This is a genomic window from Micromonospora sp. bgisy143, from assembly GCF_057708145.1.
This window is the reverse complement of record NZ_JBYIRN010000011.1, coordinates 125,210-147,794: the sequence shown is the minus strand read 5'-3', so window position 1 is coordinate 147,794 and position 22,585 is coordinate 125,210. Positions and strand designations below refer to the sequence as shown.

The 22,585-nt window shown below is 71.0% G+C and carries 23 protein-coding genes; 7 read left to right on the top strand and 16 right to left on the bottom strand.

The annotated features are described in order from the left end of the window. The first annotated feature begins 76 nt into the window (after positions 1-76). Complete coding sequence (locus tag AC3EN4_RS15695; RefSeq protein WP_435206556.1) at positions 77-1,345, top strand: prolyl oligopeptidase family serine peptidase; 1,269 nt, start codon at positions 77-79, stop codon at positions 1,343-1,345. A 13-nt stretch (positions 1,346-1,358) separates the two neighbouring features. Here the strand turns inward: AC3EN4_RS15695 and AC3EN4_RS15690 are convergent, their stop codons facing one another. Further along, positions 1,359-2,546, bottom strand: a complete 1,188-nt coding sequence (locus AC3EN4_RS15690) for an amidohydrolase family protein (protein WP_435206555.1) — start codon at positions 2,544-2,546, stop codon at positions 1,359-1,361. 313 nt (positions 2,547-2,859) lie between these two features. Between AC3EN4_RS15690 and AC3EN4_RS15685 the strand changes: the two genes are divergently transcribed. Further along, positions 2,860-4,365, top strand: coding sequence for an APC family permease (locus tag AC3EN4_RS15685; RefSeq protein ID WP_435206554.1), 1,506 nt, complete (start codon positions 2,860-2,862; stop codon positions 4,363-4,365). A gap of 57 nt (positions 4,366-4,422) precedes the next feature. Here the strand turns inward: AC3EN4_RS15685 and AC3EN4_RS15680 are convergent, their stop codons facing one another. After that, complete coding sequence (locus AC3EN4_RS15680; protein WP_435206598.1) at positions 4,423-5,253, bottom strand: hypothetical protein; 831 nt, start codon at positions 5,251-5,253, stop codon at positions 4,423-4,425. A 172-nt stretch (positions 5,254-5,425) separates the two neighbouring features. On the opposite strand from AC3EN4_RS15680, the gene AC3EN4_RS15675 reads away from it, so the two are divergent. Continuing rightward, entirely contained in the window at positions 5,426-6,796 is a 1,371-nt protein-coding gene (locus AC3EN4_RS15675; RefSeq protein WP_435206597.1) for a histidine decarboxylase, read from the top strand. A 45-nt stretch (positions 6,797-6,841) separates the two neighbouring features. Here the strand turns inward: AC3EN4_RS15675 and AC3EN4_RS15670 are convergent, their stop codons facing one another. The 4 genes from AC3EN4_RS15670 to AC3EN4_RS15655 form a co-directional block, all read right to left on the bottom strand. Next, positions 6,842-7,765: a serine hydrolase gene (locus AC3EN4_RS15670; RefSeq protein ID WP_435206553.1), complete on the bottom strand. Its 924-nt coding sequence runs from the start codon at positions 7,763-7,765 to the stop codon at positions 6,842-6,844. Then, positions 7,758-8,288, bottom strand: a complete 531-nt coding sequence (locus AC3EN4_RS15665; RefSeq protein ID WP_435206552.1) for a hypothetical protein — start codon at positions 8,286-8,288, stop codon at positions 7,758-7,760. Before AC3EN4_RS15665 ends, AC3EN4_RS15670 begins: the two co-directional genes overlap by 8 nt. Positions 8,289-8,542: 254 nt before the next feature. Then, the gene (locus tag AC3EN4_RS15660) at positions 8,543-9,043 is read right to left on the bottom strand and encodes a SigE family RNA polymerase sigma factor (protein ID WP_435206551.1); all 501 of its coding nucleotides are present in this window, start codon (positions 9,041-9,043) and stop codon (positions 8,543-8,545) included. Continuing rightward, positions 9,036-9,917: a hypothetical protein gene (locus AC3EN4_RS15655; protein WP_435206550.1), complete on the bottom strand. Its 882-nt coding sequence runs from the start codon at positions 9,915-9,917 to the stop codon at positions 9,036-9,038. Before AC3EN4_RS15655 ends, AC3EN4_RS15660 begins: the two co-directional genes overlap by 8 nt. Before the next feature lie 348 nt (positions 9,918-10,265). Between AC3EN4_RS15655 and AC3EN4_RS15650 the strand changes: the two genes are divergently transcribed. Together AC3EN4_RS15650 and AC3EN4_RS15645 are read left to right on the top strand one after the other, a co-directional pair. Continuing rightward, positions 10,266-11,045 carry a hypothetical protein gene (locus tag AC3EN4_RS15650; protein WP_435206549.1) on the top strand — a complete coding sequence of 260 codons (780 nt, stop codon included), beginning with the start codon at positions 10,266-10,268 and terminating at the stop codon, positions 11,043-11,045. Next, positions 11,042-11,407, top strand: coding sequence for a GntR family transcriptional regulator (locus AC3EN4_RS15645; RefSeq protein WP_435206548.1), 366 nt, complete (start codon positions 11,042-11,044; stop codon positions 11,405-11,407). The genes AC3EN4_RS15650 and AC3EN4_RS15645 overlap by 4 nt, the downstream gene beginning before the upstream one ends. A gap of 52 nt (positions 11,408-11,459) precedes the next feature. Here the strand turns inward: AC3EN4_RS15645 and AC3EN4_RS15640 are convergent, their stop codons facing one another. Beyond that, entirely contained in the window at positions 11,460-11,729 is a 270-nt protein-coding gene (locus AC3EN4_RS15640) for a hypothetical protein (RefSeq protein ID WP_435206547.1), read from the bottom strand. Positions 11,730-11,936: 207 nt separating this feature from the next. Continuing rightward, positions 11,937-15,122 (bottom strand): penicillin acylase family protein, encoded by a 3,186-nt coding sequence (locus tag AC3EN4_RS15635; protein WP_435206546.1) that lies wholly within the window; start codon positions 15,120-15,122, stop codon positions 11,937-11,939. 320 nt (positions 15,123-15,442) lie between these two features. Between AC3EN4_RS15635 and AC3EN4_RS15630 the strand changes: the two genes are divergently transcribed. Then, positions 15,443-15,829: a hypothetical protein gene (locus AC3EN4_RS15630; RefSeq protein ID WP_435206545.1), complete on the top strand. Its 387-nt coding sequence runs from the start codon at positions 15,443-15,445 to the stop codon at positions 15,827-15,829. Between the two features lie 94 nt (positions 15,830-15,923). On the opposite strand, the gene AC3EN4_RS15625 is transcribed toward AC3EN4_RS15630, so the two are convergent. Beyond that, entirely contained in the window at positions 15,924-16,667 is a 744-nt protein-coding gene (locus AC3EN4_RS15625; protein ID WP_435206544.1) for a TetR/AcrR family transcriptional regulator, read from the bottom strand. Between the two features lie 102 nt (positions 16,668-16,769). Between AC3EN4_RS15625 and AC3EN4_RS15620 the strand changes: the two genes are divergently transcribed. Continuing rightward, on the top strand, positions 16,770-17,999 hold the full coding sequence (locus AC3EN4_RS15620) for a DUF418 domain-containing protein (protein WP_435206543.1): 1,230 nt from the start codon (positions 16,770-16,772) through the stop codon (positions 17,997-17,999). 9 nt (positions 18,000-18,008) lie between these two features. Here the strand turns inward: AC3EN4_RS15620 and AC3EN4_RS15615 are convergent, their stop codons facing one another. The 7 genes from AC3EN4_RS15615 to AC3EN4_RS15585 form a co-directional block, all read right to left on the bottom strand. Next, positions 18,009-18,569: a dihydrofolate reductase family protein gene (locus AC3EN4_RS15615; protein ID WP_435206542.1), complete on the bottom strand. Its 561-nt coding sequence runs from the start codon at positions 18,567-18,569 to the stop codon at positions 18,009-18,011. 117 nt (positions 18,570-18,686) lie between these two features. Then, complete coding sequence (locus AC3EN4_RS15610) at positions 18,687-19,259, bottom strand: GNAT family N-acetyltransferase (RefSeq protein WP_435206541.1); 573 nt, start codon at positions 19,257-19,259, stop codon at positions 18,687-18,689. 69 nt (positions 19,260-19,328) lie between these two features. Continuing rightward, positions 19,329-19,790 carry an NUDIX domain-containing protein gene (locus AC3EN4_RS15605; protein WP_435206540.1) on the bottom strand — a complete coding sequence of 154 codons (462 nt, stop codon included), beginning with the start codon at positions 19,788-19,790 and terminating at the stop codon, positions 19,329-19,331. A 133-nt stretch (positions 19,791-19,923) separates the two neighbouring features. Next, entirely contained in the window at positions 19,924-20,181 is a 258-nt protein-coding gene (locus tag AC3EN4_RS15600) for a hypothetical protein (RefSeq protein WP_435206539.1), read from the bottom strand. Then, positions 20,172-20,726 carry a hypothetical protein gene (locus AC3EN4_RS15595; protein ID WP_435206538.1) on the bottom strand — a complete coding sequence of 185 codons (555 nt, stop codon included), beginning with the start codon at positions 20,724-20,726 and terminating at the stop codon, positions 20,172-20,174. Before AC3EN4_RS15595 ends, AC3EN4_RS15600 begins: the two co-directional genes overlap by 10 nt. A gap of 127 nt (positions 20,727-20,853) precedes the next feature. Further along, positions 20,854-21,462: a Type 1 glutamine amidotransferase-like domain-containing protein gene (locus AC3EN4_RS15590; RefSeq protein ID WP_435206596.1), complete on the bottom strand. Its 609-nt coding sequence runs from the start codon at positions 21,460-21,462 to the stop codon at positions 20,854-20,856. A gap of 171 nt (positions 21,463-21,633) precedes the next feature. Next, positions 21,634-22,485 carry a hypothetical protein gene (locus AC3EN4_RS15585; protein ID WP_435206537.1) on the bottom strand — a complete coding sequence of 284 codons (852 nt, stop codon included), beginning with the start codon at positions 22,483-22,485 and terminating at the stop codon, positions 21,634-21,636. Positions 22,486-22,585 lie beyond the last annotated feature (100 nt).

The window sequence follows — 22,585 nt, the reverse complement described above, 5'->3', positions numbered from 1 at the left end:
CGGCACCGGTTGCCAGTGGATTTCCGCGCCGTTACGGTGGGGTGCCATCGACGTTTGTCTACAAACGGGGGGCCGTATGTCCACGCCTGTCACTCGCCGTACCGTGCTGGCCGGTGGTGCCGGGGCCGCTCTCGGTCTCACCCTGCCGGGCGTCGCCGCCCAGGCCGACGACCGTCACCACGAGACCGGCGTGGGCTTCACCCTCGACGCGCGGACGCTCGACGGCGGTGAGCAGGTCACCTCGGTCACCCTCGACACCCGTCGGTTGGGCCCGATCGATCCCGCCGGGCTCACCCCCGGCACGTTCACCGTGCACGCCAAGGCCACCAGCCCGATCCCGATCGCCCCCGGCGACCTGATCTTCAGCGAGTACGACCTGGACCGCACGGTGACCGCGGCCCGACTCGACCGACACGGGAACATCGTGCTGGAGCTGAGCCACGCCGAGGGTCAACCCGGCGGCGGCACCCTCGGCTACATCCTGAGCAGGGGCCGCAACGTCCGGCTGGACCTCGTCTACACCATCACGCAGAACACCCCGCTCGTCCGCCGCCACGGCGCACCGCTCACCATCACGCGCTTCGTACAGGGGCGACTGTCGAACCCGGAGGTGGACGCCTTCACCCACCACGTCTCGGCGTCGGGGATGAAGTACCGGCTGTACTCCCCGGAGCGTCCGCCCCGGCACGGCCGGCGGCCGCTGATCCTCTGGCTGCACGGCGCCGGCGAGGGCGCCTCACTGCCCGACGACTACTACGACAACGAGACCACGCTGCGCGCCAACCGTGGCGCGCTGGGTTTCGCCACCCCGGAGGCGCAGCGCGTCTTCTCCGGCGCGTACGTCGTGGCGCCGCAGAGCACCTCATACTGGATGGAGGACGGGCCCCGGTTCGCCCCGCTGATCCGCGAGATCGTCCAGGACCTCGTCCGGCGCGAGCGCGTCGACCCCGATCGGATCCACGTCGTCGGTTGCAGCAACGGCGGCTACATGTCGCTGAAGATGACCGTCGCGTATCCCGACCTGTTCGCCGCGTCGGTGCCGATCTGCGGCGTCGTCGAGCCGCTCGGCGGGGAGGGCCCGCCGCTGATCACCGACGCGGAGCTGGCGGCGATCCGGACGCCCACCTGGCTGGTCACCTCGCTCGACGACGACACCGTGCCGCCCGAGAGCAACACGGTCCACGCCCACGACCTCATCCGCGGCTCACTGGTCACCCTGTACGACCACGTCGTCTGGAACGGCTACCAGTTCCCCGGTCACTGGTCCTGGATCTACGTGGCCCGCAACGACCCCAGCCACCACGGCACGCACCTCTGGCAGTGGATGGCCCGCCGGCACCGGTGACCCGCCCCTGACGTCAGACCACCCGAACACCTGCGCGGTACACGGCGAGCGGCTGGCGCAGCACCCGGATGTCGCTCGTCGGATCACCGTCGACGACCAACAGGTCGGCCGCGAATCCGGGCCGGACGCGGCCCTTCACGCCGCCCACGCCACACACCTCGGCGCCGACCACGGTGGCCGCGATGAGGGCGGCGGTGGCGGAAATGCCGCAGGTCACGTACTCGACGAGGGTCTCCGGCAGGATCCCGTGCGGTTTCGCGGGGCCGAGGCCCGCGTCCGAACCGGCCACCAGACGGACCCCGGCCCGGTACAGGGTGGCAGCGCCGGCCCGCAGCGCGGCGGCGCTGAGCCCGGCGCGCTCCGCCATCGCCACCACCTCCGGCGGCGTGACCACGGCCGGATCGCTGCCGAGCGTGGCGCAGACCGCCGGTCCGGACGCGGCCAGCCGGTCCGCGAGTTCGTCGGGTACGCGGGCCCCGGCCGGGGTCACACAGGTGCAGTGCTCGATGCCGTCCACACCGACGCGCAGCGCCTGCTCGACCGCACTCAGGGCGTGCGCGTGCGCGGTCAGCGGCAGGTCCAGCTCGTGCGCCTGCTCGACGGCGGCGGTCATCTCCTGATCGGTGAACTGCACCCCGCTGGTGTCCGTGCCAGGGGTGAAGACCCCACCGCTGGCCATTATCTTGATCAGGTCCGCGCCGGCCGCCGCCCGCAGCCGCACGGCCTCCCGCACACCGTCGACACCGCTCGCCTCGCCCCCCAGCGCCCAGCAGTGTCCGCCGACGCTGGTGATGGGCGTGCCCGATCCCACCACCGTCGGCAGGTCGTCGCGCACTCCCCGAGCCCGCCATCGGAGCACCGCGTCACGTCGATCGCCCAGGTCCCGTACGGTGGTGACACCGGCCGTCAGGTGCGCGCGCAGTGACGCCTCGATGACCGCGTCGAGCTCCGCCTCGGCGCGCTCGGCGAGTCGACCGAGCGCGTCGGGGCCGGCGTCGGCGCAGAGGTGCACGTGTGCGTCGACCAGGCCGGGCAGCAGGGTGCCGTCCGGCGCCTCCCGCACCGGCCAGCCCTCCGGCGCGTCGGTCCAACCCCGCCGCACGTCCGCGATCCGCCCGTCCTCGATGAGGACCAGCACCCCACCATCGGTGAGCCGCTCGCCGTCGAACATCCGGGCCGCCCGGACAACCTGCTTTGTCATCGTCACCCCACCACCCACACCCGCGACGCCTCGTCTGTCCCGGCACACCGCCGGCCGTGACCCGACCATCGCACCGGTCGCGGGTGTCCGGCTTCCCTCCGCGGGGTGATTCGGCATCCCTCCGCCGGGGCGGTCACGGATCAGCGCAGCTGGTCGTCCACACAGGACCTGCGACGCCGCCTCCCGAATCACCACGCCGCTTCCCAGGGCGCTCAAATTCTGCGGACCGCTGCTCCCAGTAACGGCGAGATCACCTGTAAGGTCATCGAGTCCCGTCCCTGACCTATCGCCTAGAACCTGGGGAGGTTCAGTTATGGTCACGCCTTCGGTGACCCCCCTGACGGTGTCCGCCGAGCGGGGACTGGCACGCAAAACTCTGCGAACGAGTTCGTTGGTGACATTCGGGGCGACCGCATCGTCGCCGATGGCGGTTCTCGTCGGCGGTATCGTCGCCACCTATGCGGCGACCGGCAATACCGCTGTGGCCTCCAGTTTCCTGCTGTTGACGGCCGTCATGCTGCTGTGGGCGCCGGGGTACATCGCCATTGCCCGTTACGTGCAGCCCAGTGGAATCTTCTACACCGCCCTCGCCGCCGGCCTGTCCCGACTCGTCGGAGTCGCGGGCGCGCCGGTCGTCCTATTGGCCTACAACACCATTCAGATATCGCTGTACGGACTACTCGGTTCGGTGGTCAGCGGCCTGGTCGGCGGACCATGGTGGCTCGGCGCGCTCCTCGCCTGGGCCATCGTCGCGGCGTTCGGTCTGCAACGCACCGGTGTCAGCACCGCCATGTTCGGGACCATCCTGATCGTCGAGGTCACGCTGCTGCTGGTGTTCGTGCTGGTCGGGCTGGCCCACCCGGCGGGCGGTCAACTGACGCTCGCGGCGCTCAACCCGACGCAACTGTTCGACGCCGGGGTGGTGGCCGGCCTCGCGGTGCTTCCGCTCGGCTTCGCCGCGTTCTTCGGCACCGAGACCATCGCCGCGTACGGCGCGGAGGCGCGCTCGGCACGGGCGGTGTCGCGCAGCATCATCTACGTGATTCTGGGTCTGGGCCTGCTCTACGCCCTCTGCGCCTGGGCGATGGTGGCGACGGTCGGCGCCGACCGGGTCGTCGACCTGGCCCGCGATCCGGCGGCGCCGCTGCCGTTCGAGGTCTTCTCGGGTTCCCGCGCCGGTAGCGCCGGTGTGCTGCTGGTGGCGCTCGGCGGCCTGCTGCTGGTCAGCAGCGTCCTCGCGGCGATGATCAGCTTCCACAACAGCGTGGCGCGATACCTGTTCGCTCTCGGCAAGGACCGGTTGCTGCCCGCTCGGCTGGCCACGATCCGCGAGGGTGGGTCGGGGGCGCCGCTGGGCGGCTCGATCACCCAGTCGATCACCGCCCTGATCGTCATCCTGCTGTTCGTGGTGAGCGGCGCCGAGGCGTTGACCATGTTCACCTGGCTGAGCAACATCGCCGCGGTCAGTCTGATGCTGTTGATGGCGGTGAGCTCACTCGCCACCGTCCGCTACTTCGCCCGTGGCGGCGGCCGCAGCGAATCGCTGTGGGCGCGGGCGATCGCCCCCACGCTCGGCGGTATCGCGATCGCGGTGATCCTGCTGGTCACGCTGGTCAACATCAGCGCGGCGCTCGGCACGCCACCCGGCTCCCACCGCGCCTGGTTGGTGCCCGGGACGGTCGGCCTCTTCGTGCTCGTCGGCGTGCTCTGGGCGATCAGCGTCCGGGCCCGACGGCCCGACCTGCTCAGCGGCATCGGCGAGCGCGAGACCAACCCGACGCGGCAGGTCGACGAGGACCTGGGTCACCTCACGCTCTGAGTCGCGGATCGAGGCAGGCGGCGCCGCGTACGGGGTGCCGCCTGCCCGTCGTTCCCGCTAGGAGCCGGCGCCCCTGGCCGAGGTGATCCGCTGCGCACCGAGGTGCACCAGCGTCGCCAACTGGGCGATCCCCGTCCAGATGGGAGCGTCGCCCGAGTAGCTCTGCAACGGTCGCCACGCCTCGTGGAGCGGCGTCGTGGACTGGATCAGCGGCCTCTCCCACGGATCCGTGGGCCGGTCGACGACGATCCGCGTCTCCTCGGGATCCATCAGCTGGATGTAGAAGCGGCCGGGGATGCGGTCCTCACCCTCCACCCGGCGCATCGTCTGCTCCCAGGTGCCGAGCGGGCCGTCGAGCGAGCTGACCGCGAGCCCGATGAAGGTCGACTCGGCGGTGATCCGCTCGTCGACACGGTTGCACATCTGCGGGGGCTGACGCGGGTCCAGTCCCCCGTTGTCGAGGTAGTGCCGTGCCGTCTGCGCGAGGTCGTACAGCAACCTGGGCAGGTACGACACGTCCTCACCGGCCTTGTCGAGACGCGTCGCCGCGCCCACCTCGAAGACCGGACGATCCGATGTGGAGCCCACGACGGGCATCGCGTAGAGGAAGGCGAATCCGTAGGGGCACAGCGGGTTGCGTCGCCGCTGCGCCCACGCGTGCCGGCCGTGCATCGTGTTCATCAGCCCGACCCGGCTCAACGCCGAGGACCGCAACGACGCCCAGATCCGCCGCGTCTCCGGATCGCTGATCGGGGGCGCGGGCGGCGACTCACGAGCGGCCGGCGACGGATCCACCGGTGGCGGCGCGTACGCCGAGGGCGCGGACTGCCAGGGAATCGGTGGCTGCTGCTCGACCGGCGGAGACGGCATCGCGTTCGGGGGCGCCACCCAACCATGGCGGCCGACCGTCGCCGACGGCTCCGGAGGGAGGGACGATTGGCTGCTCGGCTGCTGGTCCCAGGGGACCGCCGTCGTCCTTCCGGCACTCGCCGCCGCTCTCCAATCCTCGGCGTTCCCCGCAAAAGGACCCGAGCGAGTTCCTGGCCTGTCGTACGCCACGGTGTTTAGTCCCTCCAAAGACGTCACCACAGCCTCTCATCGCACACACACCGCGATCAACCATGCACCGCGAGTCGGCTTGATCGCGATTCGGAGACGGTTGCCTGGACGTCGACGTCATGGTCCACTCATCGCTGAGTCGCCTATCAACGGAGAGCCCGTGACCTCCCCCACCAGCGTTCCCGACGACCTTTCCCTCAACGCTGAAATCGAGCATCTACGCGCCGCTCTGTCAGCACGCAGGTCGATCGGCTTCCCGGCCGCAGTGGATATCGACTATGGACCCGTGACCTCGCTGTTCGGATTGTTGATCAACAATGTCGGTGATCCGGAAACCGACCCCGACACCGGTCACACCAAGGCTTACGAACGGGAGGTCATCGACTGGCACGCGAACCTCTTCCGCGCCCCCTCCGACGATCGGTGGGGATATCTGACCAGTGGTGGCACGGAGGCCAACCAGGCGGCCATTCTGCTCGCCCGGGACCGGTTCGCGGGTGCGAACCCGGTGCTCTACTACAGCCAGGCGACCCACGACTGGATCCGCAAGACCGCCAGCATGCTCAACCTCCCCGAGGTGGTCATCCGCACCGACGTGACCGGCGAGATCGACTACGACGATCTGCGGGGCGAGTTGGCCCGGCGTCGGGACCGACCGGCCATCGTGGTGGCGAACGCCGGCACCACGGTGACCGAGGCGGTGGACGACCCGGCCCGGGTGCGTCGCGCCCTGTCCGAACTGGCGATCCGCAACGCCCACCTGCACGTCGACGGTGCGCTCGCCGGCGTGCCGTTGGCCCTGCTGCCGGACCGGCCGGTGGCCATCGATCTCGGCGGCGTGGTCGACTCCGTGGCCATCTCCAGCCACAAGTTCTACGGCACCACCGTGCCCGGCGGGCTGGTGGTGACCCGCCGATCGCTGCAACGGGCAGCACGCCGGATCTCCTACACCGCCACGACCGACAGCACCATCAGCGGCTCCCGCTGCGGCCAACTGGCGGTCCAGATGTGGTACGCGCTGCGACTGCTCGGCGAGGACGGGCACCGCGAACGCGCCGAGCGGGCCCGCGAGACGGCCCGGTTCGCCCACTCCCTGCTGGCCAGCGTCGGCTGGCCCGCCTGGCGCAACGTCCACGCGTTCACGGTGTACTTCACCACGCCCCCACCGCCGATCTCCCGCCGCTACGGCCTCTCCAACGCCGACGGCGGCATCAGCCACCTGATCTGCATGCCGGGTGTCACCCGCCAGCAGATCGAGGCGCTCGCGGCCGACATCGCGACCGTACGGGGCACCGAGCAGCCCAGCCCGAGCCGCGGCGTCCGCCGACTCGTGCCGGTCGCACAACTGCCCCTGGCCGCCGATCGCACCTGAACCGGCGACCACACCGACCGGTGACACGCGCCCCGGGGCGACGGCCTACTCCTGCGCTGGGCCGTCGCCCGCCGTGGCGGCGCGCATCTCCTTGAGGACGAACGTGGCGGCCTTCTCCACCACCTTGATGCCCGCCTCCTGGCTGACGTGATGGTCGGAGAGCACGGCGATCAACCAGTCATGACGGTCCTCGACGATCCGCCCGATGCTGTTGACGATCCAGCGGCCGCCGTCGACGTCCGCGGTGTCCCAGCCGTTCTTGACGTACACGGAGGTGTTGCCCGGCTCCCGCGCGACGGTGACGCCCCAGCGCTGCTCGGGGATCACCTTCTTCATCAGGCCCATCACGAAGGAACGGTCCTGCGGTGTCAGCGGTCCCTTCGCGGACGTCAACGCCGTCAGCAGACGGAGCTGGTCGGCGGCCGTGGTCGTGGTCATTCCCCAGTGCTGGTTCGGCTTGGTCTCGCGCAGACCGAGTGTGCGGTTCGCGGCGGTGAGGCCGCGCGAGCGGTCGATCTTCTGCCACAGGGCCACCGCCGCGTCGTTGTCACTGGACACGATCATGGCTTCGGCCAACCGTCTGGTCTCCGACCCCAGGGCCTTGCCGGGCGGCGTCTGGCGCAGCAGAAGCGCGGCGAGAATATTGACCTTGACGATGCTGGCGGTCTGGAAGCGCGTGTCGCCGGCCGTCACCGTGGCCGTGCCCTGGCGATCCAGCGCCGCCACCGCGAGGTGGCCGTCGTACCGGTCGACGAACGCCTCGATCCGCGCCCGCACCGGCTTCATCAGGTCGACGGCCGGCGTGGTGGGGACCGGACCGGACGGCGAACGGCCGGGTGACGCGTCAGCTCCGCCACCCTCGTGGACGCGCGTGGCGCCGAACGCGGCCGTCGCGATGCCGGCGAGCGACACGGTGGCGGCGCCGACGATCCAACGGCGCGGCAGCTTACGACCTCCCCGCTCAGCCAAGACGGGCCACCGCCTTCGCCGCGATCGAATCCACCGCAGCCTGGTTGCCCAGATCGGGCAGGCTGATCGTCGAGACCGTCTCGTCCCGTTTCACCATGACGAAGTACCTAGCGGTAGTAGTGGGGGTGGCGGTGTGGGCGATGCGGCCCCGGACGAGCAGACCGGCATCGCCCAGATAGTGCGGGTCGATGATCTCGAACGAGACCCGCGATCCGTGCACCAGGTAGCTGGCGCATCGCCGCAGGACCTGACGGACGTCGTCGACGTTCCGCTCGGCCCAGCCGGGCTCGTACGTCTCCACGATGTGGTGGGCCGGCGACGAGCCGTCCGGCAGCCGGTAGTAGCGCTCCACGGCAGCGCGCCGGTGGGACTTCGCGGGGTAGTCGGCGCTCCGGTAGTCGGGGCAGTCGTCCTGCTCCCACGGCCAGGGTGGCAGCCCGGGGCGCGCGTCGTCGGCATGCCAGCCGGTACCGAGGTCACCCGCTCCCAGCAGCATGCTCAGACCGCTGGGCTCGACGCGCACGACGGGTGACCCCTCGGGCCGGTCGCCCGGATCCCCCCGCTGACACCCCGCGACCAGCAGTACCAACGTCGACAGGGCCAGCGGCACGACCACGGCCGGGACTCGGCCCCGACCGCGAACCGGGCCTCGACCCGTCCTGCTGCTCGATACGGACACCGAACCTCCCACACACAGATGACTGCCCCCGCGTGCCGCGTCGTCGCGGACGATGCGTGTTGGCATCCGCCCCGCCTGCACGGGACAGGCGCGGCCGGTCAATGGCGCTCCTCGGCGAACAACTCGGAACGGCTCTCGCCGAGCAGCTCGCGCAGCCGGCTGAGCGAGCGCATGCTCTGACTCTTGACGACGGCGGTGGAGACGCCCACGACCTCGGCGGTCGTCTCCACGCTCAGGTCGTCCCAGTAGCGCAGCACGACGATCGCCCGATCGCGCAACGGCAGGGTGGCGACCGCGTCGAGCAACGTCATGCGCAGCTCAGCCGGGTGTTCCTCGCCCCGGTCCGGTGGGGTCGACATGGCCAACTCGCTGCTGGAGCGACGCCGCTGCTGATCAATCACACAGCGCAGCAGCACCTTGCGGGCGTACGCGTAGGGGTCGTCCGCCCGACGCACCCGCCCCCAGTTGGCGTACACCTTGGCCAGCGCGGTCTGGGTGAGGTCCTGGGCGAGATGCCAGTCGCGGCACATCAGGAACGCGGCGTCGCGCAGGCGACCCACGGCCGCCTGCGCGAATTCCACGAAGTCCTCGTCAGCCATCCGACCTGGCCAGATCCGAGAACTTCTTGGCGCCCATGGCGACGATCTCGACCGGCAGTCTCGTCCCCCAGGTCGGGTTGGCGGCGATCGCGATCGCCTCGTCCACCGAGAGGACCGCCGGCGCGGGCGAGTTCCCCTTGCCCGCCCAGGCCAAGCAGGTGGAGATCAGCACGTCAACCTGGAGGCCGTCGCGGTGGTAGACCGTGATCATCTTGTCCTGGATGCAGTTGCCGGGCACCTCGGTCAGCTCCACCGTCCCCGGTGCCGGATCACCACCGAGGCGGTCCTGGTAGATGGAGAGCCGCACCATGCCCGGTCCGTCGCCCCGATCCAGGTAGATCTGGACGAACGGCATGCCGGGGCCCGCCCCGCCGCTGCCCAAGCTCGCCGCACCGCTCGTCGTCCCCTTGGGCAGGAGCCGCGTCAACAGTTCCAGGGCGGCCTGCGGTGTGGTCGTCTGCAACTCACCGTCCGGCCCGGCCCCGATCCGCACCGTGTCGATCACCGTCGTCGTGGGGGTCGGCGACGTGCCCACCCCCGGCGCCTGGGGTTCGTCCGGCTCGAAGCCGCCTCCCGGGGTGCTGTCGAGGGTCTGCGCCGGGGACGGCGTGGGGCTCTCGACCGCCCCACCCGGCGCACCGATGTCCCACGTTCCGGGCTGACCGACCTGGGCGTCACCGCCGAGGCGGGGCCCGATCACCAGGCCGATCAGGAGCAGCACCACCAACGCCGATCCGCCCGCGCCGAACTGCGCCAGTCGACGCCGGCGGCGCAGCCGTCGACCCTGCACCATCGACTGCTGGACCAGATCACCCAGTGGCGGGGCGACGTGTCGGGCCAGTTCGTCCCGCATACGCCCACGCACGTCCCCCACGTCCCTTACCCCTCCTTGGCCGCCCGCCGGCCGTGACCATCCGTCACCTAAGAGACGTGCGAGGGGGCCATTTTGGTCGCAGTTATCCGGCACGAATTTCGGTCGCCCGCCGCGCCTGCGAACCACGGTTTCAGCTTGTGATCGGCCACTTCCGGAGCGTTACGTCAGATGCCGGGATAATGCAGATTGACGGCAAGCCCGACCTCACGAAGCCGCGAGATTATTACCGGGAGTAATCCTTTCGCCGTCGGATCGTCGACACCATCAGCACGCGGCCAGGGTTGACATTGCTGCAGGCTATGTCTCATGGTGTTGAGACAATGGTTGCGACGTATGAGGGAGGGCGGCATGCGCGAGGCGGATCACACGGAAGCCGGACGGTGGCTCACCCGGCACGGTCTGACCGATGCCGAGCCCACGCCTCTGCTCGCGGCGCGACTGGCGGTACGGCGGCGCGCGAAGCTCGTCGACAGCGTCCTGCTCGCCACGTTCCTGATCGTTGCCGCACTGACGCACGCGCTGGGACGACTCGACCACGACGAGTTCTCCTGGCCGCCGCTGCTGGTGCTCTCGGCACTGGTGCTCGGACTGCTGATCGGGCAGTGGCTGCTCGGCGGGTGGGTACGTCGCGTCGACCGGGCGGCCGGCGCGCGACTGTCCCGGCGGGTCGCCCATCCGGTCGCGCTCGGCTGGCCGGTGGTGCTCGGTCGGCCGCACGCCGCCTTCGCGGTCGCCACGCTCACCGGTGCGGTGCTGCTGGCGGTGAGCGTGCTGCCCGTTCCGGACCCCGGCCTGCGGTACGGAGCGGCAGTCGTCCTGATCGGCCTGACCGGCGTCGCGGTCGGCATCGTCATGCAACTCCGCCAGATCCTGACGACCCCCGCGGTGGCCGAGGACGAGGCGTCGCTCACCGCCGACGTCATCATGCGGGTCGAGGACGCCCGCCACCTCGTCACACCGAGCCTCGTGTGGTCGCTGCCGGCCATCTTCCTGTACGGCGACTCGCTCGGCTGGTGGAACGCCGTCGCACTGGCGCTCGTGCTGGCGGGCGTCTGCGCGTTGGGCCTGATCGAGGGGCGGACCACGGACGTCGGGACGACTGCGCGGCGCGCCATGGCGGTCCGATGATCGTCATCGACGCGGCCGCACCGACGCCGCCGTACGAGCAGCTCCGGGCCCAACTCGCCAGGCAGATCCAGGACCGAACGCTCGCCGTCGGCACGCGACTGCCGACGATCCGCCGGCTCGCGGCCGACCTCGGTCTCGCCGTGAACACCGTCGGACGGGCGTACCGCGAGCTGGAGGAGGCCGGGCTCGTCGAGACGCACGGCCGGGCGGGCTCGTTCGTCTCGGCCGGCGGTGAGCACTCCCTCGAACAGGCCCGCCGCGCCGCCCGCGACTACGCGGCGGTCATCGCCCGCGTCGGCATCGACGCCACCGAGGCGATCCGGATCGTCAAGGCGGCCCTGGGCCAGGCCTCGACGCCATGACCGTCCCGACGCCGACCTGAGGGGAGGCCGCGTCGAGGGGAACCGGGCGCGTTCAGCCCTCGGCGGCGGGTCGGCGGTGCACCACCAGCTCGCCGATCTCCAACCGGCCGACGCGCAACTCCCGCACCACCGCCCGGCGGATCGCCAGCCGCCCGATCACCAGCGCCCCGACGGCCACCGCTCCGACCGCCAGCGCCCCCAGGGCCAGCGCACCGAGCGACGCCGCCCCCGCCGCCCGCGCGCCGGTGGCCACCGCGCCCGTCGCCACCGCGCCGTCCACGCGCGCCCCGGTCAACCGTCCCAGCCGAACCTGTCGTCTCATCGCTCCATTGTCCGCACACCATCGACCGAACACCGCCCCCACTACCCGGGTGTCACCCACGGCAGTGGTCGTCCGCCGCCAGGGTCGGCGACTTCCGGAACCCGCGCCGCACCCTCGACGACGTGCGCCAGGACCTCGCCGCCATCGGTTACCCGAGCCGTGCCGCGTAGGGGCCGGCGAAGGATCCGCCGACCCCTACCGGGTGGGTCACCGTCCGTACAGCTCGAATTCGTAGAGCGAGAATCCGTACGAGGTGGCCCGCTTGACGCCGTACACCCGCACGTAGCGGGCCGTGACCGGGGCGAAGGTGACGTTGTCGACGCCGCCGTTGCCGCCGGTGGTGGTGAACACCGGGGTCCAGGAGCTGCCGTCGCCGGAGACCTCGATCCGGTACGAGGTGCCGTAGGCGGACTCCCAGCGCAGCACCGCCCGGCTGACGCTGCGGGCCGCGCCGAGGTCGACGCGGAGCCACTGGTTGTCGTTGTAACTGCTGGCCCACCGGCTGCTCAGGCTGCCGTCGACCGCCTTGTCCGGCGTGTAGCTGGTCAGGAACTGGGTGCTCGACGCGGTCGCAGGGCGCCCCTGGGCCAGGTTGGTGACGTCGTCGCCCCGGCGGGCCGGGAACGAGACGACCTGCTGGTAGGTGGGACGGTTCTGCCAGGCGATCACCGGGTGGGTGATGCCGCCGAGCCCGGACTGGGCGATCGAGTCGGCGCACCACTGGTCACCGGCGCCGCAGGACTTGTCGCCGGGATAGACCGTGCCGGCCGGCACCGCGGCGGCCTGACCGAGGGCGTCCAGGAGAGACTGTCGGCAGGCGCCGAGGTTGCCGTTGCCGCAGTAAGCGCGGCCCAGTCCGCCGGCCACCGGGTCGCCGAGGACGGTGCGCACGTCCTTGTCGACGTAGCCCCACCAGCCGTACTGGAACGACGAGCCCTTGTGCGCCTGGCCCTGCAACGCCCAGTTGGCTGCGCCGTCCCGCCCGCCGTTCTGTCCGCCCGACGGCGCCTCGTTGACCTCGATGGCGTCCACCAGCGCGGCGTAGAGGTCCGGCCCGAGGCCGGGCCGGAACTCGGCCGACGCCAGCAGCGGCCACCACGCGTCGAAGATCCGGATGGCGTCGGCGTGCTGGTAGACCTTCGAACCCGGGGACGTCTCCACCCGGCGGGCACCCGCCTGCTGCCAGGCACGCAGCTTGCCCACCGCGTCGGCCAGCGCCGGGTCGGTGACCGGCGCGCTGTCCAGCACGCGCAGCAGGTCCCCGAGGACCTGCTGGCCGCGCAGGTCGGTCACCGCCGCGTCCGCCATGATCTTGACGACGTCCGCGCGGCCGAGCTTGCGCTGGGCGATCGCCGCCCGCACCGGGCCGTCGAGAAGCTGACCCCGGTGTACGGAGCCGAAGCTGAAGTTGCCGTCCGCCGCCCCGAAGTCCCGCGCCTGCTTGTTGTTCCAGCTCACGTAGTAGTCCTGGTTGACCGACTGGGGGTGGGCCGACGTCGGGGCGTACGTGGCGTCATTGGTGTCCGGGTTCCAGCCGGCCCACTCGTACGCCGGCTCGGCCTTGGCCGGCAGGTTCGGGTCGGTCACCGACGACCGGACCGGGTTCGAGCCGGAGTTGTAGTACGCCGCCTCGGTCGAGTTGACGTAGAACCAGTTGAACGCGTACCCGACGCTGGCGGCGGACGCCTGGAAGGCCGCCGCGCTGCCCATCGCCGTCGGGTCGTTGAACGCCTGGAAGCCGATCGCCGAGTCGGCCTCGTGCCGGTAGGTGGAGCGCAGCTTGGTGAACGCGGTCGGCTGCCCGTTCACCAGTCCCCGGTAGGAGACCAGCCCGTACTTGGTGCGCAGCGCGCGCAGCGTGTACGAGCCGGCGGGGGTGGAGTCGGCCAGCGTGGGCGACCAGGAGTTGCGCTGTTCCAACGCCTCCATGGCGAGGCACTGCCCGTGGTAGAGGTAGCGGTTGGACCGCAGCGTCGGCGCGGTGCCGTCGGTGGTGCACAGCGGCACCGCGTACGTGTCGGTGAGGTCCTGCGAGGCGGAGGTGGCGCTCCACGCGTAGTCCTGGCCCCGGCCGAGCAGCACGTAGAGGTTGAGCCCGGCGAACGCCGCGCCGCGTGCGCTGATGCCCGGGCCCTGCAACTCCTGGAGCATGAGCAGTTGCGGCGCGAAGTAGCCGGTCTGCGGGCCGAACACGGCGACCGGGTTACCGGTGGTGGTGTGCCGCCCGGAGACCACGACCGCGTTGGACATGCCGTGCGCGCGCAGGTTGGCCAGGCCGCCGATCAGCTCCTTGGTGGCGGTGCTGGCGCCGGTGCGGGAGGCGGCCCCGCCGCTGGCGTCGTAGGCGAGCGGTTCGGCGACCACCGTCCCGGCGTCGGGCAGCACCGCGCTGGTCGCGCCGGGCGGCGTCGCCCCGTACGGGAAGCTCTGCCCGTCGTGCAGGGTGAGCACGGTCTCCGGGTCGTTCTGCGACCGGAACGCCGCCCACACCCGGTCGCCCTCGGTGACGCCGTACTTGGCTCGGGCGGCCACCCGGACCAGAGCGGACTGGATCTCGCTGCCGCCGCCCCCACCGAACAGGCCGCCGATCACACCGGCGGTGGCGATCAGGTCGGTCATGGTGAAGTGCTTCGGCTTGCCGGCACCGGCGAGCACGTACTCCCCCGGGTAGTTGTCGTCGGCGATCGACTTGTCGATGTAGGCGTTGATGCCGGCGATGTAGTCGGCGACGTCGGTGTAGAGCTGCTGACCCCGGGCGCCCTTGGTGCGCAGCGCCTCCACCTGGGCCTGGAGGTCCGCCTCGGTGTAGGGCGAGTTGGCCCAGACGCTCTGCTCCAGCTCACGGTTGCCGGGCGCGCCGCCGGCGAACGAACTGACGTTGCCGCGCCCGACGTGCCGCAGCAGGTCCATCACCCAGAGCCGGTCCTGCGCCCCGGCGTAGCCGGCGCCGAACATGGTGCCGCCGCGGGTGGTGCCGGTGACGTGCGGGACGCCGGTGGCCTTGTCCCGCACGATGGTCACGTCCGCGCGCGGCGAGACGGTGCTCTCGACCTGCGCGGCCGGTACGCCGAACGAGGCGTCGTTGTAGAAGTGCGCGATCTGCTCGTCGGTGAGTCCGGCGTAGTTGTAGACCAGGTTCGCGTACTCGTCGAGCTGGTCGCTGGAGTGCGCGGGGCGGGTGCCGAGCGCCTGGTGCGCCAGGATGGCGACCAGCGTGGCGTTGCCGTTCTGTCCCGGGGGCAGGATGTCGGAGCACTGACCCAGGCAGTAGTCGTTGGCGGTGAAGGTGGTGGCGGCGAGCGCCGGTGACGGCGGGATCACCGTCAGGACGCTCGCGGTCAGGGTGGCGGCGGCGAGCGCCGCGAGGCGGGCACGAAGATCGGTACGGGGCATGGCGATCCTCCGGGGACGCGGAGTCGGGCCGTTCGGTACGCCCGGCTTCCGGTGCCGACGTCTCGCCCTCCGTGCCGGGCGATCCACCCGGAGGTGAGAATGACTCACATCGATCTCCGGGCAATGATCGGCGCTGAACCGTCGTTAGGGATACCCGTCGTTCACCACGCGCCAATGTCGACGTTTCGCCATCTTCCGGTGTTTCCCCCACCGGCAGGGCAGGCGTTCGTGACGTACACCTAGTCGGGCCATCCGGCACGGCGACATGATCGGGCCCGTGGCCACTGCCCACGTTCCGGCGGGGGTGCGATAGTGCCCGCATGACCGATCAGCGGGCGGACGGGACCACCGAGCCGATGTCCGCCATCGGACCGCGACTCGTGGTCACCGTCCTGAGCTCGGCCGTCGCCGGCCCGGTGCTGCTGGCGTACGGGATGGCACTCCTCTGGTTCAGCCCCGAGATCACCAGCCCCGGCGGATGCCGCCAGGAGACCGGGGGGTTCGGCCCCGACAGCGGGACGTTCCTCTGGGGACTGGCGTGCGCGGCCGGCGTCGCCGGCGTGCTGTGCTTCGGCGTGGCGCTGGCGCGGTTGCACACGAACCGGCGCTGGTGGCCCTGGCTGGTCGCCGCGGCGGCGATCCTGGTCGCCGGATCGCCAGCGGTGGCGGGCCTGGCCGACGCGGCCTGGTGCCCACCCGTGCCCTAGACCTTCCGGGCGCGACACCCGCCTTCTTCTCAAGGACCGACAGGCGGGAGCCATCGGAGCGGGTCCGGACGGCGGGATTGCGGCACACCCGCACTCAGTCGTGCACCTGCCGTGCGACGAGCGCTTCGATACCGTCCAGGAGCAGGCCGAGCCCGAAGATGAAGTCGGCGTCGTCGATCCACTCCTCGGCGACACCCAGCGCGTCCCCGCCGACGGCCCTGGTCAGCTCCGGGTAGCGGTCAGCGTCGAGCACCTGCCCGAGGATCTCGCCGTACTCGGTCAGCCCGGCGATCGAGTCGTCGGTGGCGGCCGGACCGGCGCTCAGCGCGTGGGCCAGAGCTGCCTGCTGGGTGGCGTAACCGCTCAGAACGGTGGCGATGTTGATCCGTGCGCCATGGGCGAGCCCGGTACCGGCCAGCGCGGCGAGCGCGCGATCCAGCCAGCGCAGCAACCGGGGCCCGGTGGGCGGGGTGCGCTGATCGAGCGCCAGCAGCCACGGTCGGGCGAGCAGGAAGTCCCGGTTGGCTCGCGTCCAGTCGGCCAGGTAGTCGCGCCAGGCACGCCCGTCGAGCGCGGGCGGCTCGGGCGCTGCCGCGTCGGCCATCATCACCAGCAGTTCGTCCTTGCTGCCGACGTAGCGGTACAGGGACATCGCCGCCACCCCGAGCTGACTCGCGACGCTGCTCATCGTCACCCCCACCAGACCCTCACGGTCGGCGATCCGGATCGCGGCGTCGACGATGCTGCCCAGTTCGAGGCTGGGCCGGGGGCCGTGCCGGGAGCTGGTCTCACGACCCCACATCCGGGCCACCACTGCCGGAAGCCTCCGTTCCGCCACGTCCGAATCTCCTCGCTCTCCACCCGGGGGTCTTGCCTGCACTCTAGATCTCAGGGACTCTGTATTCCGTACGCTGTAGCTCATACGGAGATGGAGATCGTGATGACCACGCGGGTACCGGGCGGACGTCTCCACGACGTCGACGCGATTCGAGGCTTCGCCCTCCTCGGCATATTCGTTGTCAACGTCACCTTCATGGCCTCCGGCTATCCGGGAAACCTGGTGACGGACCCCGACTTCGCGTCGGGCCTCGACGACGCCGTCCGTACCTTCTCCTCGGTCTTCGTCGACATGAAGTTCTACGTGCTCTTCTCCTTCCTCTTCGGATACAGCTTCACCCTCCAGATGACCGCGGCGAGCAGGGCCGGCGCGGTGTTCCCGGCGCGCATGCTCCGCCGGATCGGTGGCCTCTTCGTCCTCGGCGCCCTGCACACCGTGTTCCTGTACGGCGGCGACGTCCTCACCACGTACGCGGTGGCGTGCCTCGCGTTGCTCCTGCTGCGCAGGGTGGCCGACCGTACGGCGCTCCGGATCGCGGCGGCGCTCTACACGCTCGTGCTGATCAGCCTGGTCGCCAGCGCGCTTCTCGTGGACCGCTCGGCGTTCCTGCCCGGCGAGGCCGAGGCGCTGGCGAACGGCGAGGAGGCGACCCGGGCACTGCTCGGCGGCTGGACGGCGAACATCGGCGAGCACCTCGCCGGCCTGCCCCTGCTGGTGCTCCAGGCGGTCACCCTACAGGGCCCGACCGCCCTGGCCCTGTTCCTGCTCGGCATGGTCGCCGGACGCCGGCAGTGGCTGAGCCGGGCCTGGGGCAACGAGCCGGTGCTGCGCCGCATCCAGTGGATCGGGTTTCCGGTCGGCCTGCTCGGGGCGGCCGTCTACGCGGCCGGCGGCGGCAACGGCAACACTCTCGGCGTCGCGGCCAGCGTCTCGACGGCGCCGCTCCTGGCCGCCGCCTACGTGGCGACACTGCTGCGGATCATGCACAACCCGCGGACGTCGGTGGTCCGGTCGGCGCTCGCCCCGGCCGGCCGGATGGCCCTCACCAACTACCTCGCCCAGTCGGCGGTCGGCCTGATCGTCTTCACTGGCATCGGCTTCGGTCTCGCCGGAACGTTCTCCCCGCTGGCGCTCTTCGCCTTCGTCCTGGCGGTGTTCGCGGCCCAGTTGGCGGCGAGCGCGCTCTGGCTACGGCGGTTCCGCTACGGACCGGTCGAGTGGGCACTGCGCTGGCTCACCAACGCGCGCCGTCCGGCCTTCGTCGCCCGCACCGATCAGGCGCACGCCGCCGAGGACGGTGTACGACGGCGGGACCACGCGTCCTCGACGTAGCGGGCGTGGTCAGGGTGTACGGACGGCGTACCGGTGCAGGGTGACGCCCTCGGCGAAGGAGTCCTGTTCGAGCAGGTCCAGCTGCACCGATCGCTGAAGGTCGTCGAAGAGCGGCCGGCCGGGACCGAGGATGACGGGGTGCGTGAAGAGCAGCAGCTCGTCCAGCAGTCCCGCGCGGAGCAGCTGGGTGGCCACCGTCGCGCCACCGACACCAATGTCGCCGTCCTGCTCCTGGCGGTACCGGGCGAGCAGTTCGACGGCGTCGCCGTCCGAGCCGATGGTCCGGGTGTGGTAACCGGCCTCGGTGCGGGTACGGGACACCAGCACCTTCGGCTTCGTCGTCCAGATCTCGCCGTACTCGCGCATGTAGTCGGGCAACTCCTCGTCGTCCCGCGCGGCCGGCCAGAACCCCTCCATCGTCTCGTAGATCATGCGTCCCTGGACCATCGACGTCAGGGCCCGGGCCCGCGCGTTGAACTCGCGGTGCAGCGGCTCGCCGATGCGCAGCCAGGTCCCGGCACCCTCCTCACCCGGGGCATGCTCGATCCGGAGATCGAGAGAGACGTTCATCCAGTACACGAAACGGCCCGACACGTAACCTCCCGGTGAATGGGTCTGCCCCTAGCTGGCCCGAGGCTACGGTCACCCGCGGACATTCTCGGCTCGAACGAGGCGGGAACCGTCTGGTCACAGGGGTGACGGGTCATCGCGCAACCGGCTGTAGAGCCACCCGTCCCGCCAGGCGCCGGCCCGGAACTCGCAGGCCCGTAGGACACCCTCCAACTGGAAGCCGGCCTTCTCCAGCGACCGCTGCTCGGCGACGTTCTCGGGATGGGTGCCGGCCTGGATGCGCTGCGCCGGGGTGTGGCTGAACAGGTAGTCGCAGAGCAGCGCCTGTGCCCGCCAGCCGATGCCCTGGCCGCGCCACTCGGGCAACAGCACGATCCCGATCTCCCAGTAGGGTGCCCGACCTCCGGACTGGCGCTGGAGGTAGCTGAGGAAACCGGCCCGCGAGTCGGCCGCCGGCTCCACCTGCACGATCAGGCCACCGACCCGCTCACCGAGATAGCCGTCCTCGGCGAAGCGTCGGGCCGGCGCGGCGGCGTCCCGGAAGCCGGCCCAGTCGAGCCCGATCAGCCCGGGCTCGACGGCAAATCGGCGCAGCATCTCCAGGTCGTCCTCGGCCACCGGGCGCAGCCGCACGGTCGAGCCGGACGCCTCGTGCACGACGCCGACCACCGGCGGATGAGAACTGTTCATCCTGGCGACCGTAGCGACGGGTCCGGCGGCCCGCTGTCCCGGTAGGGCAGGGCTGCCCACTTTCAGCCGTCAGTTCGCCAGGTGACCGGTTGCCGTCAGCAGCGCCCGGGTGAAACGGTTGAGTTGGACGCTGGGCACCTGCGTCGGGGTGAACCAGTCCAGCTCGGCGATCTCCTCCTGGTCCGGGGCCGGTGTCCCGTCGACGATCACTGCCTGGTAGGCGGCGGTGACGTACGCGACCCGGTCGCCGTTGGAGTAGGTCACCTCGTAGTCCGTACCGCCCAGCACGTCCAGCAGCCGTAGCCCGTCGATCTGGACGCCGATCTCCTCGCGGACCTCGCGCACAGCCGCCTCGGCCGGCGATTCGCCGATCTCGACCGCACCACCCGGCAGACCCCACCTGTCCGGACTTCCGGTGTGGCGTACCAGCAGAAGCCGCTCGTGTTCGTCGACGAGGACGACCGACACCGACGGCAACTGGATCAGCTCGGGGCCGATCACGGCCCGCAGTCGGGCCAGGTGCGCGGACATGCCCATCAGCGCGCCCCCGGGTGACCCGGGCACGAGTGCGCGCTCGCGGCCGGCAGAGCGACACGGATGCGGAGACGGGTGCCCATGTCACAAGTGAAGCAGCTTGGGCCACCAGCCCGCCCCCGGCTCGCGGTCACCGCGCGAACGGGTCTGCCGGCAGGTCGGGTAACGGCGGGGCGTCGCTCGTCCCGTCGAGGACGGCGATCTGCCAGTCGACGAGTGTGGGTGCCGCCAGCCGGCTGGGGTGCCAGGCGACGACACCGACGGCAATGACGAGCGACACCGCCGCGGCAACGAGCAGCAGCTGCCGCAGTGACAACCGTTCGTCGGCGCGCGGCGGCTGCGGGTCTTTCAGAAAGGGTGCCCACATCGGAGGCCCGTTCAAAGCCACGACAGCACCTCCTGGGCGACGGTGGCGGCCGACTCGACCACCAACGGGTCGGCGACACCGGTCGCCTCGTAGTCGACGAGCACGCCGTAGGTGCCGAGGCACACCGAGAAGTGGATACGCCGGCCGGTCTCGCGGTCACCCGAGAGGTAGTAGAGGGCGCGGTCACCGAGCGCGAAAGGGTAATTCCTGTTGTTCAAGACCGGCCGCAGTCCATCACGGTCCAGGCAACGCGGACCGCGACCCTCGTGCCGGCCGTAACGTCCGAGTGACACCCACAGGGAGGCGCGTCGCGCTTCCGTCCCGGACATGCTCTCGACGCGGCAGTAGTTCGAGCGCAGGCCCGGCCCGTTCTGCTCGGCAACCCGTGGGGAACCGTGCCCGGGAACGAGTCGGTCGAAAACCTCCGACCGGATGAGTGGGCAGACCGCAGGAGGCGCAGGCGGATCCACCGTCGCACTCCGCCAGCCCTGCCGAGCGCCGACGGCCACCGAGAGCAGGACGCAGAGGGCCACCACCAGGACGCTCACCCCACGCACCTGTCGCATACCGGCAGTGTGACCGGACGCGGCAAACGGCCCATCGATACGAGGTGCGTCCGGTGCACCTTCTTCAGGTCCTGACCCCGTGACCACAGCGGGGTCGACGCCCGTGGCGCCGCCCCCGCGAAACCGGTCAGGGATTGATCAGTCTCCACTCGCCTTCGGAGATGACGTCGACGGTGCCATCGACCACCCTGATGGCGGTGTTGTCGTCGATGGCGTAGGTCGGGACCGGGATTCCGGCCGCCCACTTCTCGATGTTCGACAGCGTGGCGTCCGCCATCTCCGGATGATCGAGGTGGGGGTACACCGTGAAGTCCACCAGGCCCAGCGCGCGGTCGGCGTCCTGCGCCATGTCGCTGCCGTCGGGGACGAATCCCAGGTCGAACTCGGCGTCGCAGTTGTACGGCGTGACCGCGATGCTCCCGGCGCTGACCCCCACGTAGACCGTGTCACTCAGCGACGGCAGGAGGTCGGCCAGGCCCGACCGGCGCAGCCAGTGGGTCAGGTACAGCACGTCGCCGCCCCAGACGAGCAGGGCATCGGCCGACCGGACCGCCGGGACCCAGTTCTCTTCTCGAACGGTCGGCAGCGCGGTGAGTTCCAGCAACCCCACGGACTTCCAACCCAGCTGGGTCAGCGGGATCGAAGCATGGCCCTGGACCGCCTTCCAGGCCCGCTCGGCACCGCCGGGGAAGGGATGGACAGCGGTGGGGATGAACAGGGCCGTGGACTCGGCGATCGGCTTGCCCAGCAGGTCGACGAGCGCGTCGGAGATGCTCGGGTTGCTGATGCCCCCCCGACGTGAGAAGGAACTTCATGACATCCGCCCTCCCGCGCTTCACCTGACGACGATCATATTGCCCACGAGGCCCGGCGACCGGGGCCGCCGCCGGCGACCCCGGTCGGAGAGTCAGCTCCCGCAGATGCCGTACCCGTTGAGGCTCCACGAGCCGGCGAACCCGTCGGCGTCCTCGTCGGCCCGTACCCGAACGGTGTTCCCCCCGGTGATGTTGATCGCGGACAGCAGCACCTGGCCGTTGCCGGCGTTGATGTCCGCGCCCGCGCTGTAGAGGTCCTTGCCGGCCGGGCACGACTTGATGGCGTGGTCCGACGAATTGCTCGCGCTCGTCCCGGTCAACGCGACCCGCTCCAGCCCGGCGGGCCCGTTGGCGCAGACCGCGATCGAGGTGGCGCTCCAACCGGCCGGCGCGGTGCCCTGCACGGCGACCGCCCGGACGGTCACCGACGTCAGGTCGAACGACGGCACCACCTGGTCGAGCATGACGTCGCCCAGGCCACTGTTGATCCGCCCGCCCATGCCGATGACCTTCTTCGTCCCGCAGCTCGCCGTGACGTACTCCGTCCCGACCGCCCCGGTGGTGGCCACGACCTGGTACCCGGCCGGTATGGTGGCGCACTGGGCGACGGCCTGCAACCCCCAGTCGCCGGCGAAGTTGACCGGGCCGGCCTCCCGCATGGTCACGAAGAACCCGGTGCCGTTCGCCAGCGGCTCCAACCGGTCCAGCCCGACCCGCCCGGCGGCCGACGAGCTGGCGGTGAGGAACCCTCCGCCCCCGGTGACCACCTTGCCCACCGGGCAGGACGCGAACGCCGACTTGTCCGCGCTGCTCTCGGCCGCCGACTGGGTGACCGTCTCCAACCCCGGTACCGCCCAGGCCGGTGCCGCCCAGCCCAGGCCCGCCACCACGGCAGCCGTCGACACGACAGCCGTCAGCACGCCCCGTCCCCTGGTTACCCGCATGTCGCTCTCCCTGTCCACAGTGGCCGGCGTCGAGCCGGCCCGCCTTCCCCCGGACCTGCGGATCCGGCGGCTGAGAAGAGCCTGGGCGGGGCCGCTTGGC

Coding starts and splice junctions, on each gene's coding strand:
- AC3EN4_RS15690 (WP_435206555.1), bottom strand. CDS start 2,546: ATGACAAAGCAGGTTGTCCGGGCGGCCCGGATGTTCGACGGCGAGCGG.
- AC3EN4_RS15595 (WP_435206538.1), bottom strand. CDS start 20,726: ATGCGACAGGTGCGTGGGGTGAGCGTCCTGGTGGTGGCCCTCTGCGTC.
- AC3EN4_RS15635 (WP_435206546.1), bottom strand. CDS start 15,122: ATGCCCCGTACCGATCTTCGTGCCCGCCTCGCGGCGCTCGCCGCCGCC.
- AC3EN4_RS15610 (WP_435206541.1), bottom strand. CDS start 19,259: ATGAACAGTTCTCATCCGCCGGTGGTCGGCGTCGTGCACGAGGCGTCC.
- AC3EN4_RS15630 (WP_435206545.1), top strand. CDS start 15,443: ATGACCGATCAGCGGGCGGACGGGACCACCGAGCCGATGTCCGCCATC.
- AC3EN4_RS15615 (WP_435206542.1), bottom strand. CDS start 18,569: ATGAACGTCTCTCTCGATCTCCGGATCGAGCATGCCCCGGGTGAGGAG.
- AC3EN4_RS15640 (WP_435206547.1), bottom strand. CDS start 11,729: ATGAGACGACAGGTTCGGCTGGGACGGTTGACCGGGGCGCGCGTGGAC.
- AC3EN4_RS15585 (WP_435206537.1), bottom strand. CDS start 22,485: ATGCGGGTAACCAGGGGACGGGGCGTGCTGACGGCTGTCGTGTCGACG.
- AC3EN4_RS15695 (WP_435206556.1), top strand. CDS start 77: ATGTCCACGCCTGTCACTCGCCGTACCGTGCTGGCCGGTGGTGCCGGG.
- AC3EN4_RS15660 (WP_435206551.1), bottom strand. CDS start 9,043: ATGGCTGACGAGGACTTCGTGGAATTCGCGCAGGCGGCCGTGGGTCGC.
- AC3EN4_RS15650 (WP_435206549.1), top strand. CDS start 10,266: ATGCGCGAGGCGGATCACACGGAAGCCGGACGGTGGCTCACCCGGCAC.
- AC3EN4_RS15645 (WP_435206548.1), top strand. CDS start 11,042: ATGATCGTCATCGACGCGGCCGCACCGACGCCGCCGTACGAGCAGCTC.
- AC3EN4_RS15605 (WP_435206540.1), bottom strand. CDS start 19,790: ATGTCCGCGCACCTGGCCCGACTGCGGGCCGTGATCGGCCCCGAGCTG.
- AC3EN4_RS15620 (WP_435206543.1), top strand. CDS start 16,770: ATGACCACGCGGGTACCGGGCGGACGTCTCCACGACGTCGACGCGATT.
- AC3EN4_RS15685 (WP_435206554.1), top strand. CDS start 2,860: ATGGTCACGCCTTCGGTGACCCCCCTGACGGTGTCCGCCGAGCGGGGA.